The organism is Streptomyces sp. GQFP (genome assembly GCF_021545335.1).
Taxonomy (GTDB): Bacteria; Actinomycetota; Actinomycetes; order Streptomycetales; family Streptomycetaceae; genus Streptomyces.
In genome coordinates, this window is the sequence record NZ_CP089312.1 from 4758119 (window position 1) to 4772560 (window position 14442).

General features: G+C 73.0%; 9 protein-coding genes. 5 read left to right on the plus strand and 4 right to left on the minus strand.

Translation table 11 applies throughout. From position 1 onward, the window contains the following. Positions 1-135 precede the first annotated feature (135 nt). From LUX31_RS21045 to LUX31_RS21055, 3 genes are all read right to left on the minus strand, one after another. The gene (locus tag LUX31_RS21045; RefSeq protein WP_235479997.1) at positions 136-2076 is read right to left on the minus strand and encodes a serine/threonine-protein kinase; all 1941 of its coding nucleotides are present in this window, start codon (positions 2074-2076) and stop codon (positions 136-138) included. A gap of 462 nt (positions 2077-2538) precedes the next feature. Then, a complete protein-coding gene (locus LUX31_RS21050) occupies positions 2539-3204 on the minus strand; it encodes a response regulator transcription factor (RefSeq protein WP_328285734.1) in 666 nt (221 codons plus the stop codon). Next, positions 3189-5558 carry a histidine kinase gene (locus LUX31_RS21055; protein WP_235476399.1) on the minus strand — a complete coding sequence of 790 codons (2370 nt, stop codon included), beginning with the start codon at positions 5556-5558 and terminating at the stop codon, positions 3189-3191. Before LUX31_RS21055 ends, LUX31_RS21050 begins: the two co-directional genes overlap by 16 nt. A 146-nt stretch (positions 5559-5704) precedes the next feature. Here LUX31_RS21055 and LUX31_RS21060 point away from each other — a divergent pair, with 146 nt between their 5' ends. Both LUX31_RS21060 and LUX31_RS21065 read left to right on the plus strand, forming a co-directional pair. Further along, complete coding sequence (locus tag LUX31_RS21060) at positions 5705-6808, plus strand: CPBP family intramembrane glutamic endopeptidase (RefSeq protein WP_235476400.1); 1104 nt, start codon at positions 5705-5707, stop codon at positions 6806-6808. A gap of 299 nt (positions 6809-7107) precedes the next feature. After that, positions 7108-7878, plus strand: a complete 771-nt coding sequence (locus LUX31_RS21065; RefSeq protein ID WP_235479998.1) for a polysaccharide deacetylase family protein — start codon at positions 7108-7110, stop codon at positions 7876-7878. Positions 7879-7911: 33 nt separating this feature from the next. Here the strand turns inward: LUX31_RS21065 and LUX31_RS21070 are convergent, their stop codons facing one another. Continuing rightward, entirely contained in the window at positions 7912-9594 is a 1683-nt protein-coding gene (locus LUX31_RS21070) for a helix-turn-helix domain-containing protein (RefSeq protein ID WP_235476402.1), read from the minus strand. 439 nt (positions 9595-10033) lie between these two features. Between LUX31_RS21070 and LUX31_RS21075 the strand changes: the two genes are divergently transcribed. From LUX31_RS21075 to LUX31_RS21085, 3 genes are read left to right on the plus strand one after another with little or no spacing between them, the layout of a single operon-like run. Beyond that, entirely contained in the window at positions 10034-12271 is a 2238-nt protein-coding gene (locus tag LUX31_RS21075) for a hypothetical protein (protein ID WP_235476403.1), read from the plus strand. Continuing rightward, positions 12268-13257: an AAA family ATPase gene (locus tag LUX31_RS21080; RefSeq protein WP_235476405.1), complete on the plus strand. Its 990-nt coding sequence runs from the start codon at positions 12268-12270 to the stop codon at positions 13255-13257. Before LUX31_RS21075 ends, LUX31_RS21080 begins: the two co-directional genes overlap by 4 nt. Continuing rightward, positions 13257-14414 (plus strand): DUF58 domain-containing protein, encoded by a 1158-nt coding sequence (locus LUX31_RS21085; protein WP_235476407.1) that lies wholly within the window; start codon positions 13257-13259, stop codon positions 14412-14414. Before LUX31_RS21080 ends, LUX31_RS21085 begins: the two co-directional genes overlap by 1 nt. Positions 14415-14442: the final 28 nt, after the last annotated feature.

Below are 14442 nucleotides of genomic sequence, written 5' to 3' on the forward strand. Positions count from 1 at the left end.
CTGGGGGAGTTTGAGGACGAGCGCGTTCAGCGCGATGCGGGGGTTCGGGGGCAGCGCCCCCGAGGATGGGACGGGTAGGGGCGGCGGGGGCGAGGAAAAACGCCGCGACCCCCGCCGCCCGTTCCCCCGGCCACGTCACCGCTCCCCCAGCCCCTTCGCGATGTTCTGCACGACGACAGCCGCGAACTCCCTCGCGGAGTCGCACAGTTGGCCGGTCGGCTGTGGGGCGTACACGGTCAGTTGGAGGAGTTCAGTGGTGGGGTCGCCGAGCGAGTTCGTGTAGGTGCGGTGCGGGGTCCGTACCGTGCAGCTGTCGTCCTCGATCTCGTTCGCCCAGTAGTAGCTCCGCGTCCCGGCGACGTCCACCGGTGTTCCGTCGTCGGCGTCCAGAGAGTTGTCCCGGCTGAACTGGATCTCCACCTCGCGGTTGCCGTCGTCGCTCGACCAGTCGCAGGCCCAGGAACCGAAGCCGCGGTCCTGGTTGTCCGCCTCGACGCCGGGGAGCCGCTTGAGCGCGGTGGCGTCGAGCAGGGTGCAAGTGTCCAGCCGGGAAAGGGAGTTCGCCGCCGGTGACGACGAACGCCGGGGCACCGGGCCGTCGGACAGCACGCCGACCACGTGGTCGGTGGCGGCGTCGGCCATCTCGCACGGGTCGGGCGCCACTTTGCCGAGCTGCTTCCCGATGACGCGGATCTGCTTGCCGTCGGTGGTCAGGACGGCCCGCTCGCAGGCCTTCCCGTCCCGTTTGAGGGTGACGACCGTGAGGCCGCCGGTGAGGCGGGTCGACAGGACGTCGTCGAAGTCGTCCCGGTCCGAGTCGAGGTTGACCTGGACGTCCGCGTTGTCGTCACCGCTGTTGTTGCGGACGAGGACGTCGCAACGGTCGAACTCCCCGTAGTCCGGGTCGAGTACGGTGCCGCCGAAGCGGCCCAGCGAGGCGGCGTCGAGCAGCCCGCAGGGGTCCGCCGTACGCTCGTCGCCGATGGCACCGGCGGGCGCCGTGGCCGACGGTTTCGCGTCAGCCGCCCCGGTACGGCCGCTCTCGTCCTCCGAGGCCCACGGCCCGAAGAGGACCAGCCCGGCCGTGATCGCGCCCGCCGCGACCAGCGCCACCGCCGTGATCGCCAAAGGGCGCCGGCGTCGGCGTACGGGCCGGGGCAGCTGAAGCATGAAGGGCGTGAAGTCCCCCTGGCCGCGCAGGAGTCGGGGCAGCCGGAGGGTGCGGGAGTCGTCTCCCGTACGGCTGTCGTGCAACTGCTCCTGAATGTGCGGGGGCGGAGGTGCCGCGCGTGTCAGCAGCTGCTGCGCCCTGGCGGCGTCGGGGCGGTGCCGCGGCTCCACCTCCAGCAGGGCGGTGAGCGGTCCCTCCAGCGGGCCGGCCCGGTGTGCGGGCTCGATGTGTCCCTCGACGGCCCGGGCCAGGTAGGCCATGAGGTGTTCGGCCTCCCCGTACGGCGACCTGCCCTCGACCGCCATGAACAGGGAGGCGCCCAGGGAGAACACGTCGGACTTCTCGCCCGCGCGCTGCCCCTTGGCCAACTCCGGGGCCAGATAACGGGGTTTGCCGCGCACACTGCCCGTCGTGCTGTGGGTGACGTCGCTCGTCAGGGCCCGTGAGATCCCGAAGTCGGTGAGTCTCGCGATGCCTTCGTCGGTGACGAGGATGTTCTCCGGCGTCACATCGCCGTGCACCACGCCCTCGTGGTGGGACTTCGCCAGCGCGGCCGCGATCTGGCAGCCGATCGACCCGGCCTCCTCGGGCGTGAGCGGGCCGCGCTCGGTCACGATCTGGGCGAGGCTGCGCGAGGGGACGTACTCCATGATGATCCAGCAGGTGGCGCCCTCGTCGACGAAGTCGAAGACGCCCACGATGTTCGGGTGGTGCAGCCGCCCGGCGTTGCGCGCCTCGCCCATGAGCCGTCGCGCGGCCCGGTCGTCGTCCAGGCGTGCGCACTTGACCGCGACCCGCCGTTCGAGCCGCTCGTCCCAGGCCAGCCAGACGACACCCATACCGCCGCTGCCGATGGGCTCTTGTAGGAGGTATCGGCCGGCGATCCTGTCCCCGGCCCCCGGCATCACCAGCACCACTCCACCCCTCGCCCCCACCGATGGTCCTGCCAGACGACGGAGTGTACGCAGCCGGAACTCGACAGTGACCTCCTTCACCGGACTCCGCGCTGACCCGCCCAGAACCCCCACAGCACGGCCGGGTCACGGCCCGCCGGGACCTCCCTGCCCGGCATCGACCGCCCCGCCAGACCCCCCTGCCCGGCGCCGACCACCCCACCAGGGACCTCCCTGCCCGGCGTCAACCGCCCCGCCAGAAACCTCCCCGCCCGGCGTCAACCACCCCACCAGGGACCTCCCTGCCCGGCGCCGACCACCCCGCCAGAAACCTCCCCGCCCGGCGTCAACCACCCCGCCAGAACCCCCCCTGCCCGGCGTCAACCACCCCACCAGGAACCTCCCCGCCCAGCGTCAACCGCCCCTCCAGGAACCTCCCCGCCCGGCGTCGACCACCCCGCACAAGGCCCGCGCTCAGGCCCTGCCCCGCGGCCTGACCAGCCCGCTCTCATACGCCAGGATCGTCGCCTGTACCCGGTCCCGCAGGCCCAGTTTGGTCAGCAGGGCGTTGACGTGGGTCTTCACCGTGCCCGTGGTCACTCCTAGCGCGGCGGCGATCTCGGCGTTCGTCAGGCCCGAGGCGATGTGCAGCAGGACGTCGTTCTCGCGGGGGGTGAGGGCGGACAACTCGCCTGTCACCGACGGTGGTTGCGGGGCGCCCTGGGCGAAGGTGTCGATGAGGCGGCGGGTCACGGTGGGGGCCAGGATGCCCTCGCCGGTGGCGACCACGCGGATCGCGGAGAGGAGGTCCTCGGGGAGGGCGTCCTTGAGCAGGAACCCGGAGGCCCCGGCGCGCAGTGCCTCGTACACGTAGGCGTCCAGGTCGAAGGTGGTCAGGACCAGGACGCGGGGGCAGGGCTCCTGCGCGGTGATGAGACGGGTCGCGGTGAGGCCGTCCATGCCGGGCATACGGATGTCCATCAGGACCAGGTCGGGCGCCGTGCTCGCGGCGAGTTCCACCGCCGACGCCCCGTCACCGGCCTCGGCGACCACCGTCAGATCGGGTTCGGCGTCCACGATGGCGGCGAATCCCGCGCGGACCACCGCCTGGTCGTCGACGACCATCACACGGGTGGTGATGACGGGAACACCTCCTGGACGGGCTCCCGCGGACTCGGGCGCGTCGACAGCAACACCCGTACCGTACCGGTCTGTTCGTAGGTGATGCTGCCTGTTCCCGCCCCCACCTGCGCCTTCAGGGCTTCGGCCACGGGGCCCGTCACGGCCGGCGGTACGCCCGTCACCGTGACGCGCAGGGTGTTCCGGCGTCGGCGCAGCGTGACCCGTACCGGGCCCGGGCCGCCCGCGTCGAGCGCCGCCTCGACCATCCGGTACGCCGACCGGGTCACGGAGGGCGGCAGGTTCCGCGCGGCCCCCGGCAGGCCCCGCAGGGTCACGTCCCGGCCGGCGGCGCGCAGCGACCGGCACAGTGCGTCGAGGTCCGCCGCCGTGGGCGCCGGAGCGAGCCCCGGCCCGGGATGGTCCTCCTCCGGTTTCCCCAGGCTGTGGAGAAGTTCGCGCATGGCGGCCAGGGCCGATCGGGCACCGGCGGCGACCTCCTCCAGCCGTCCCTGCCGGGCCTGTTCGACCAGTGCCGTCGTGGGGTGCAGGACGGCGTCGTGCAACTTCGCCGCCAGGCGGTGCCGTTCGGCGTCCGCGGCCCGTTCCGCGTGCCACAGGGTGCCGGCCAGCGCGTAGTCGTCCCAGGCGAGGATGCGCAGCCGTCGGCGCCGTACGGCGAGTCCGGCGCCCCACAGGGCGGCGAACACGGCGGCGAACAGCACGGTCAGCGGGATGAACATCACCAGGGCGGTGGGCCATACCGAGGTCTCGTCCAGCAGCCTGCCGTCCGCGCCCGCCGTCGCGACGAGGGTCCCGGAGAGCGAGACCGCCGCCGCGCACCACGCGGGCCAGGTGCGGGCGGCTCCCCGGCCGTAGACCGCGACGGCGTACACCGCCAGGAGTTCCGCGAGCATGCCGCCGGCGAAGAACCCGGACACCCGTGACGGCAGACCGGCCACGGCGACCGCCGCCGGCCACAGCCACGACGTGGCCAGCACACCGAGGAGCGCCGGCCACGGAGCGCGCCGCCGCCACAGCAGCGGCACCGCGTGCGCGGTCAGCAACGCGGCCAGGAGGAGCAGGTCAGGGAGCGCGGCGCGCAGGCTCGTGCCCGTCCACTCCTCCACCGTCACCAGGGCGAACACCAGGGGGAAGAGCGTCGCCGTCAGCACCAACGCGGGGTCGGCCAGCCGCTGTTCCCGCAGCACGTCGCGCCGGGCAGCTTCCTCGGGCGGGCCCCACGGCCCCGTGACGTCGGGCAGGGTGGCCCGCACCCGCCAGCCACCGCCGGGTGCGGGGCCGGCCGTCAGTTCCCCGCCCACGGCCGCCGCCCGCTCCTTCATCCCCGCCACACCGCGTCCCGAACCGAGGCCGCCGACACCGTCCGGCACCGCGCCGCGCGGGGGCGCGTTGTCGACGGTGAGTTCCAGTACGCCCTCCCCGCGTACGACGCCGACGCGCGCCGCCGAACCCGGGGCGTACCGCAGGGCGTTGGTCAGGGCCTCGCGGACGATCCCGTGGACCGCCTCGGCCGCCGGACCGGCCAGGTCGGCGGGGAGTACGGCGTCGATCGGACGGCCCAACCGGCCGAATCCGGCGATGAGTTCCTCGATACGGGCGGTCATCGGGCGGGGGTCGGGGCGGTCCGCGTCGCGCAGCAGGCCTACGAGCCGTCGCAGCGCCGTCAGGGTCTCGGTGCCGGTGCGCTCGGCGAAGGTCAGCGCCTCGGCCGTCAACTCCGGCCTGCTGTCGCCGAGTCGGCGTGCGGCGTCGGCCGTGATGACGACGGAGGTGAGGTGATGGGCGCTCACGTCGTGCAACTCGCGGGCCAGCCGCTGCCGTTCGGTGTCGCCCGCCCGCCGCCGGGTCTCCTCCGCACCGGCCAGCCGCCCGGCCGCGAGCGACCGCCCCTTGAGCCACTGCCGCCGCGCCTCACCGAGCCCCACGCACACGGCGTACACGAGCGCGCCGAGCACCAACTCCGCGGCGAGCGCGGGCCGGACCCCGAGGTGGACGAGGGAGTGGAGCCACTCGACGCCCACGGCGGCGGCGAGCGCGCGTACGGTCACGGGTACCGGGCAGCGGACCGCGACCGAGTACAGCCCGATCGGCGTACCCAGCCCGAAGTAGCCGTCCTGCCAGGCCAGTTGACCCACGAAGAGGGCACCGAGGGACCAGGCGAGGGCCCGGACCGGTGTCTGCCGTCGCCGGCCCAGCGCGGCCGTCTCGGCGGCCACCGCGCCCAGTACGGCGACAAGTGCGGCCGCCCCGGGCACCTCGGCGCCGGCCAGGCCGGCTCCGGACCACAGCCAGGCGATCTGTGCGGCCGCGAGCAGCGCGGGGAGCAGCCAGTTGCGTATCGTCGTCTCCATGTCGGCACGAGCGTAGGACCAGGGTGCTGCGGCCGGCACGGGACCCAGGTGCCAGGCCGCTCTCCACCCGCCTCTACCCTCCGACAGAGGCGGCGTTCGTGCCGACGGTGGATGTGGAGGCGCGGGCCCTCGGAGAGGCTTGTCTCATGACGAACCCCCTCCCCGAACTGCTCCCCTACCACCGCATGGCACGCGCCTCGGTACGTCATCGATGGTGGCGGCCCGTGCTGGGTACCGGGTTCGTGGCCGTGGCGTGCGTGGTCGTGGCCGGGCTGCTCTACGGCGTCGCCTCCGCCCTGGGAGCGGCCAGGGGGTACCCCGAAGCCCCGGACGGGACCGTCGAGTTCGGCCCGGTCACCGGCACCGCCCTCGATCTGCTGGTGATCGCCTCCGCCATCCCCGTCGTCCTGCTCGCGGTGCGCTGGATCGGCCGCCGCCCGGCGGGCACGGTCTCGTCCGTGACGGGCGGACTGCGGTGGCGCTGGCTGGGGTGGTGCGTGCTGGCGGCCCTGCCGGTCCTCGCCGTGACCACCGGGGCCTTGTTCCTCCTACCCATGGACGATGCCGAGCCGGTGCGGTGGGCGGGCTGGGAGGTGTTCGGCCCGGCCCTCGCCATGCTGGTCGTCCTGGTACCGCTGCAGGCCGCCGCCGAGGAGTACGTCTTCCGGGGCTGGCTCACCCAGGCGGTCGGCGGCTTCCTGCGCTCCCCCTGGTGGGCGCTCGTGCCCCAGGCCGTCCTGTTCGGCGCCGCCCACGGCTGGGGCACCCCGTGGGGCTTCGCCGATCTGGTCGTGTTCGCGATGGTCGCGGGCTGGCTCACCGTACGTACGGGCGGACTGGAGGCGGCGATCGGGCTGCACGCCGTGAGCAACCTGCTGGCGTTCGGCGTCTCGGCCGCCGTCGTGGACGGCCTCAAGACCGACGACACCGCGGCGGACGCGCCCTGGCAGGTCGTGGCCGTCGACCTGACCGGCATCGCCCTGTACGCGGCGGCCGTCCTCTGGCTGACCCACCGCCGTACGCCGACCCGCACCGTCCCCGCACCGGCACCGGTCCCACCGCCGCTGCCCTTCTCCACCGCGCATCCCCAGTTCCCCGCCGCGTACCCCCAGTTTCCCGCAGGTCACGCCCCTCTCCCCTACGTCCCGGGCCCGGCTCCCCACGGCGGCCACACGGACGCGCGGGATCTGCCGCCGGGGGCGACTCCCGCCGCACCCCCGCCCGGTGACGCCACCCGGCCCCCGCACTGACCGCGTACAGCCCTCTCCCCCACGCCCCAGGCATCCCGGGCCCGGCTCCCCCGGCGGCCACACAGACGCGCCGAATCCACCGACGGGGGCGACTCCCGCCGCACCCCCGCCCGGTGACGTCACCCGGTCCCCGCGCTGACGGCGCGGAGCCCGTTCCCCGTTCCCCGTTGTCCGGGAGCTGCCCCGGGATTGTCCTTGATCGGTAACGGACGCATCCTCCGGCCTCCGTTCCTCGTCCTGCCAGTTGGTTGCGAAGTGACCAAGGAATCGGCGTGGAACTGCGGGAGAGCGGGGCGGACATGGCACGGCACAGCGGCGGGCGTGGCTGGTACGGCAAGGTGCTCGGCGCGGCGCTCGGGGTGACGCTGCTCGCCACCGGTGCCTCGGTGTGGACCGCGCAGGCCGGAGCCGCCGGCGACGCGTCGCCGAAGGTGACCTCGGCCAAGCCGGCCACCGCCGTCAAGCCGGTCGCGGTGACCATCGCGCACGCCTCGGACGCGGGTCCGCGCGGCGTCAACATCACCATCGACGACGGCCCCGACCCCGAGTGGACGCCCCAAGTCCTCGACGTACTGCGGGAGTACGGGGTGAAGGCCACGTTCTGCATGGTGGGGACGCAGGCGCAGGCCCACCCTGACCTCGTGAAGCAGGTCGTCGCGGCCGGGCACCGGCTGTGCGACCACTCGGTGTCCCACGACACCACCATGGACAAGAAGTCCGAGGCCTACCAGTCGCAGCAGATCCTCGACGCCGAACGCATGATCACCGAGGCCTCCGGGGGCGTACGGCCGATGTACTACCGGGCGCCCGGCGGCGCCTTCACCCCGTACAGCCGCAAGCTGGCCGCCTCCCGGGGCATGCGCCCCCTGGGCTGGAACGTGGACACCAAGGACTTCGAACTGCCGGGCGCGGACGCCATCGTCGCCACCGTCGAGCGCGAACTGCCCAACGGGCCGACGCTCCTCTTCCACGACGCGGGAGGCGACCGCTCCGAGACCGTCGAGGCCCTGCGCCGGGTCCTCCCCCAGCTCAAGGATGAGGGCTACGCCTTCGGCTTCCCGGTCCGTTGAACCGCCGGCTCACCAACTCACTGGCTCACTGGCTCACTGCCACCTCGTGTCGCCGTTGATGGGGGACAGCGAGGACCGTATCTGGATCTTCGCCTGCGAGAACCCGTACGTGTCGAAGACGGTCTGGTCCGCGATCCAGCGGTAGCCGTACCACGCGTCCCAGATGTAGGCCCGCAGGCTGCTGCTCGTCCTGGCGATGAACGCGTCGGCCAACTCGCGGGCCTCGTCCCACCCGCAGTCCGCGAAGACACCGCCGCTGACCGTGACGACCCCGCGATAGTCGTCGTCCCAGAGGTTGAAGTAAACGGTCGCGTCGGGGATGTAGTAGAGGCGGCTGCCCGGGCCGACCAGGTACACCCGGTCGTGGGTGGCCGCCGTCTTGAACCGCTGCCCCGGCGCCGGGCAGTTGGCGGCCGTGGGCGCCGAGGACGCCGAGGACGCGGGGGTGTCCGGTGGCCGTGTCACCGGTTGGCTGTCGGCCGCCTGCACCAGGGCAGGACCCGTGGCTGTGGAAGAGGCGGTAGGGGCCGTGGAGACAGGAGAGGCGGCCCGGTCGCAGTTCGGCCAGTCCCCGAAGTTCCGCGCGCGGCTCCACAGGCGGTGGGCGGCCTGGATGTTCCACTCCGGGTCCAGCGCGTCGCGAGGTGTGCCGCCGAGTCTCCGCAGCGTGGCGTCGGAGATCTGGAAGACACCCCAGTTCCGGGTGGTGTCGGTGTTCGGCAGGATGTGCAGCGGATCGAGGAACGACTGACAGTCCGCGATGGCGACCGCACGGTCGGGCACCTCGCCGAACACCTCGCGGATCCGCAGGCGCACCTTCTCGGGCGACCAGGTGTCCATGCGGGTCTTCGACGCGTAGAGCGCCTTCTTCGTCTTGTCGCCGACCACCCCGGTGACGCCGACGCCGGACAGCACCTGGAAGGCGGTCACCCGGCGCAGGGTCTGCGGCCCGAACTCGCCGTCGACGTCCAACTCGGCCCCGGCCCGGGCGAGGAGCCGCTGCACCTCCCGTACGCAGGCACCGCGCTGCCCCATGGTCACCGGCCCGGCGCACGCCGCCGAGAACAGCGGGCGGTCCTCGTCGTCGGGGGATCCGCCGCCGGACCCGGCCGTGAGCCCCCATGCCGTCGCCCCCAACGCAAGGGCCAGCACGACCACGACGAGAGCGGATGATCTCCTGCGGTGCCAGGGCGGGCGGGGGGTGGGTACGGCGGCCGGGACAGCCGGGGCGGGGGCGGGGGCGGGTACGGCGGCGGCCGGGTCCGAGTCCAGGGCTGGGTCCAGGGCTGGGGCCGATCCGTGGGGCCCGTCCTGGGCGACGTCTTGATCGACACCCCGGTTTACACCCCCGTTTCCACCCCCGTTTACACCCCCGTCGGCAGCCCGGCCGGCACGACGACCGTCTCCCCGGCCGTCCCGCCCCCGCCCCCGCCCCCGCTCCGTGTCCGTGCCGCGTCCCGGATCCCGTGCGGCGTCCGCCAGGGCCCAGAGCCGGTGTAATCGGCGCAGTTCCTCCGGTGACGCCCCGCAGGCCGTGGCGAACCGGTGCGCCGAACCGTAGTCCTGCGGGACGTACGAGCCCGAGCAGTACCGGTGCAGGCTGGAACCGCTGATCCCGGTCTTCCCTGCCAGCGCCTCGTAACTGAGGCCCGCCCGTTCCTTGAGCGCCCGCAGACAAGCCGCGAACTCGTCGAACTCCACGGGCTGCGATCCCATTTCGTCTTGCCCCCTTGGCCCCAACCGTCATGCCGCGCCACTGCCCCGTCCCACCGGCGTCCCAGCAGGCCCCCGAAGTACAAGGTCACCACGTGTCTCGGCGTCCCAGCATCCCACCGGACGCCGATGCGTTGCCAGGCGCCGGAGCGTCCTGCCAACGTCGGTACGGCCCGGGCACGGCACCGGCTCTCCGGTCCCGTCCGACACGGGGGTATCGGTCGGCCACGGGGGCCGGACCGCGCCCGGGCAACTCCGCACACACCTGTACACACCTGTGGGCACAGCAGCACCAAGCCGACCACAAGGGGAAGCATGCTCGTACGTGTTTTGAGCCATCCAAGTCGTGAGCCATCCGTGTCCTGAGTCGTCCCTGACAGTCGCACCTCTGTCAACTACCCTGGCCCCAGGAGGAGTTGAGCGTCTCACCAGGGAGCACGAGATGTCGGGGGAATCCGCGAGGCCCGGGGTCCGAAAACATTGTTCGACGCTGGTCAGGGCTGCCAAGGCAGGACTGCGGCCGACCGGCAACCGCGTCACCGGCTACCTCGTGATCGGCGCGGTCGGCGCGCTCATCGCCACCTCGCTCGCCGTCGGGGCCGGTACGGCCGACACCCGGCCCGGGCTCGCCGACATCGGCGCCTGGCTGGCCGGCAGCGGGAAGGGCGAGGTCGCTCACGCCCATGGGCTGACCGGCGCGGTGGACGGCAAGGCCGTTCTGCCGGCCGGGATGGCGGGCCACCCGCTCTCGATCGCGCAGAACGGCGACACGACCCTCGTACTGGACGAACGTACCGGCCGGGTCGTACGGATCGACGCCGCCCAGCTGACCGCAGAACAGTCGGCGGACTACGGCACGGCCGGACTGCAACTGGCCGCAGGCGGCGCGTACGCGTATGTCCTCGACCCCGCGAAGGGCACCGTCCAGCGGATCGACCCAGCGCTGACGACGCCCGAGAGCCCGCCCGTCGAACTGGGCGGGAAGCCGGGAGCCGCCGTGGTGGACGGGCAGGGCACGTTGTGGGTGCCGCTGCCGGACCAGGGCACGGTGGTGCCGTTCGTCAAGGGCACGAAGGGCACGGCGGTCGAGGTCGCCGACGCGGGCCACGATCTGGCGCTGACCGTGGCCGACGGCCGCCCCGTGGTGACCGACAGGACCGCCGCCGCGATGAAGGTGCTGACGGTCAGCGGCGTACAGGGCACCTTCGAACTCGGCGGCGCACCCGCCGGGACGGACCCGGCGGCCGGGCTCCTGGTGCCGGCGGGCACCGACGGTTCCGTGGTGCCCGTGCTGGACGCCGGCAGCGGGGATCTGGTGGTCGTCGACGTCCGCAGCAGGCACACCCTGCGCGCCCGTGTGCCCGTACAGGGCCAGGAGTTGGGGGCACCCCAACTGCTCGGCAAGCGGGTCTACTTACCGGACGAGTCCACCGGCAGGCTGCTGGTGTACGACACCTCCCTCTCGGCGCTCGCCGACCCGGTACCGATCACCGACGGGCCGGGCGAACTCGAACTCTTCGTCCGCGACGGCCTGTTGTGGGTGAACGACCAGGACGGTGCCGCCGCCGCGGTGATCGACGCCGACGGCGAGGTCAGGCACATCGGCAAGTACGAGACGGACGTACCGTCCGCCCGCAAGCCCGGGGAGAGGCCGGTCGAGGACAGCGTCCCGACGGGCGTCCCCGCCGCACAGCTGCCGCCCGGGGCGCCCGCTCCGGGCGTGACGGTGACGGCCCCGGGCGCGACCGTCACCCCGTCGAACGGCACGTCGGCCCCGGCACCGGTGCCGGGACAGCCCGGACCGACGGAGACAGGGCCCGCGCCCTCGGCGCCGCCGGTCCAGGAGCCCGGGGCCCCGGGAGCACCGCAGTCGGAGTCGCTGTCGGGCGCCATCCGGGTCACCTTCTCCGAAGCGCTGGGCGCGACCCCGCAGCGCTACGTCCTCAAGGGGGCGACACCGGACCAGACCGTGACCCCGGCCGAGATCGGCCCCGACGGCCCGTTCGCCTTCGAGGTCGAGGGCGGGTCGTGCGAGGAGCAGTACAGCTTCACGGTGGTCGCGGAGTACGACGGGGGCAGGCCGGGCAAGGAGTCGGCGCCCTCGGCATTCGCGCGGCCGTGCATCGCGCCGGGGGCGCCGGAACAGCTCACCTTCGCGCCCGCCCAGGGCGGACACGGCGGCACGCTGACCTGGCAGCCGCCGCAGGACGCCAACGGCTCGGTGACGTACACGCTCAACGGGCCCAGCGGGGTGGTGGAGACCACCGAACCCAGTTACGTCTTCAAGAACCTCGAGAACAGCAGGATCCACAATGCCGCGGTGATGGCGGGCAACGCCGCCGGATCGGGCAGGGCGACGCAGGGGTGGCTCGACCTGACCCCGCCCGACCAGCGGATGCGCATCGTGAACAACGACACCAGCCCTGAGACGGTCGGGATCCGCAACAAGCCCACCACCGACAAGGCGACCAGCTGGCGGGTAGGCGAAATCCCCGGCTTGTCGAGCCCCGAGGTCACCGTCCATTGCAAAGCGAAGGGCCAGGAACTGACGGCCGCCGGTATCACCACCGATGTCTGGGCCTTCCATACCTATGTGGACAGCAAGGGCATCTACACGGGCTACACCTTCGACGCCTTCGTGAACTCCCGCTCCAACCCCGACGTCTGGGAATGTAGATGACCTCTCCCCCCACCCACAGCACCGACAGCACCGACAGCACCGCCCGCTTGGCCAAGTGCTTCCACGCCCTCGCCGACAACGTCGAGCGGGTCGTCAAGGGCAAGCGCGACACCGTCGAACTCGCCCTGATCTGCCTGTTCGCCGAAGGGCATCTCCTCATCGAGGACGTGCCCGGCACCGGCAAGACCACCCTCGCCCGTTGCCTCGCGGCCTCCATCGAGGCCGACTTCGCGCGGGTGCAGTTCACCCCGGACCTGCTGCCGTCCGACATCACCGGCGTCACCGTCTACCGCCAGAACACGGGCACCTTCGAGTTCCTCCCCGGCCCGGTCTTCGCCAACATCGTGCTCGGCGACGAGATCAACCGCGCCTCCCCCAAGACTCAGTCCGCCCTGCTGGAAGTGATGGAGGAGCGCCGGGTCACCGCCGACGGCACCGCGCACCCGGTGCCCCGCCCGTTCATGGTGCTCGCCACCCAGAACCCGGTCGACATGGGCGGCACCTACCCGCTGCCCGAGGCCCAGCTCGACCGCTTCCTGATGCGGATCACCGTCGGCTACCCCGACCACGCCTCCGAGGTCGCGATCCTGACCGGAACCCCAACGGCCCCCACCCCCGAGTCGTTGACCCCCGTCACAACGGCCCACGAGATCGCCGAACTCATCGCGTCCGCCGGCGAAGTACAGGTGGCCGACGCGCTGTACGACTACCTGGTGCGGGTGGTGGCGGCGACCCGCACCCTCCCCGACGTACGCCTCGGCGCCTCGCCGCGCGGCTCCGTCGCCCTGCTGCGCGCGGTCCGGGTGCGGGCGGCCTCGCAGTCCCGTCCGTACGCCTTCCCCGAGGACGTCAAGGCACTGGCCGGGCCCGTCCTCGCGCACCGGCTGATCCTCACCCCGGAGGCCGAGCTGAGCGGCCGTACCGGCACGGACGTGATCGACGAGGTGCTGGCCACCGTACGGCTGGACAGCGGGGCACGCGTCTGATGCTGTCGGCCACCGGGTGGGGCACGCTGGCCGCGGGGGTCGTACTCACGGCGACCGGTTACGCGTTCGGGTACGGCGAGGCAGCGGCGCTGGGTGTCACCTGCCTGCTCGCCGTAGCCGCGGCCGTCCTGTGGGCGCTGCCCGCGCCCGTGCTGGACGCCGAGCGGCGGACCGCGCCGAGCCGGGTGGTCCGCGGGGACCCCGCCGAGGCCGTCGTCACGCTCACCAACACCGGCGACCGCACCCGGCGCGGCCTGCGCGCCCTCGACCGGTGCGGTGACCGGGACATCGCCGTCGACGTGCCGCCGCTGCGCCCGGGCACGTCCCACGAGTTGCGGTACGCGCTGCCCACCGCCCGCCGTGGCCGCGTCCCCGTGGGACCGCTGCGGCTGGAACGCACCGACCCCCTCGGGCTGGCCCGCCGTATGCGCCCGTACGGCGAAGCGGACACGCTGCTCGTACGGCCCCGGATCTGCCCGCTGCCCGTGCTGCCGTCCGGGCGGGCGCACCATGTGGAAGGGCCGGCCTCCGACACCGCGGACGACGGCTCGCTCACCTTCCACGCGCTGCGCGAGTACGTCCTCGGCGACGACCTGCGACGGGTCCACTGGCGGTCGACGGCCCGTACCGGCACGCTGATGGTCCGTCAGATGGTCGACGTCTCCCTCCCGCACACCACGCTCATGCTCGACACCCGGCAGCGCGCCCACGCCTCGGAGGACGACTTCGAGCTGGCCGTGGACTGCGCGGCCTCCGTCGCGTACGCGGCCGCCCGCTCCCACTTCCCCGTGCACCTGGTCGGCGCGGCCGGACCGCTCCTGCACACCGAGGGCACGGGCGACGACGGCGAGGCCCTCCTGGACGCGCTGGCCGTCGTACACCGCTCGGACCTCACATCCGTGACCGCCGCCTTCGACGGCCTGGAACACCACCGCGGAGGCGGAACCCTGATCGTCGTCACCGGCACCGTCGACACCCGGGGTCTCGGCGCAGCCGACCGGGTACACCGCCGCTTCGACCGCGTGACCGTGATGTGCGTCGGCACGGAGGACGCGGCCACGCACGAGGCGTCCGGCCCCGGTTCCGACGTACCGCGGTTGCGGGTCTCGTCCCTGGAGGACCTGGTGACCGGATGGCGCCGGGAGGCTGTCCGATGAGCACCATCACCGCCGTCCGCGACACCCC

Excerpts from the sequence above, each read along its gene's own strand:
- LUX31_RS21045 (WP_235479997.1), bottom strand. The coding sequence starts at position 2,076 with ATGCCGGGGGCCGGGGACAGGATCGCCGGCCGATACCTCCTACAAGAG.
- LUX31_RS21055 (WP_235476399.1), bottom strand. The coding sequence starts at position 5,558 with ATGGAGACGACGATACGCAACTGGCTGCTCCCCGCGCTGCTCGCGGCC.
- LUX31_RS21060 (WP_235476400.1), top strand. The coding sequence starts at position 5,705 with ATGACGAACCCCCTCCCCGAACTGCTCCCCTACCACCGCATGGCACGC.
- LUX31_RS21065 (WP_235479998.1), top strand. The coding sequence starts at position 7,108 with ATGGCACGGCACAGCGGCGGGCGTGGCTGGTACGGCAAGGTGCTCGGC.
- LUX31_RS21070 (WP_235476402.1), bottom strand. The coding sequence starts at position 9,594 with ATGGGATCGCAGCCCGTGGAGTTCGACGAGTTCGCGGCTTGTCTGCGG.
- LUX31_RS21075 (WP_235476403.1), top strand. The coding sequence starts at position 10,034 with ATGTCGGGGGAATCCGCGAGGCCCGGGGTCCGAAAACATTGTTCGACG.
- LUX31_RS21080 (WP_235476405.1), top strand. The coding sequence starts at position 12,268 with ATGACCTCTCCCCCCACCCACAGCACCGACAGCACCGACAGCACCGCC.
- LUX31_RS21085 (WP_235476407.1), top strand. The coding sequence starts at position 13,257 with ATGCTGTCGGCCACCGGGTGGGGCACGCTGGCCGCGGGGGTCGTACTC.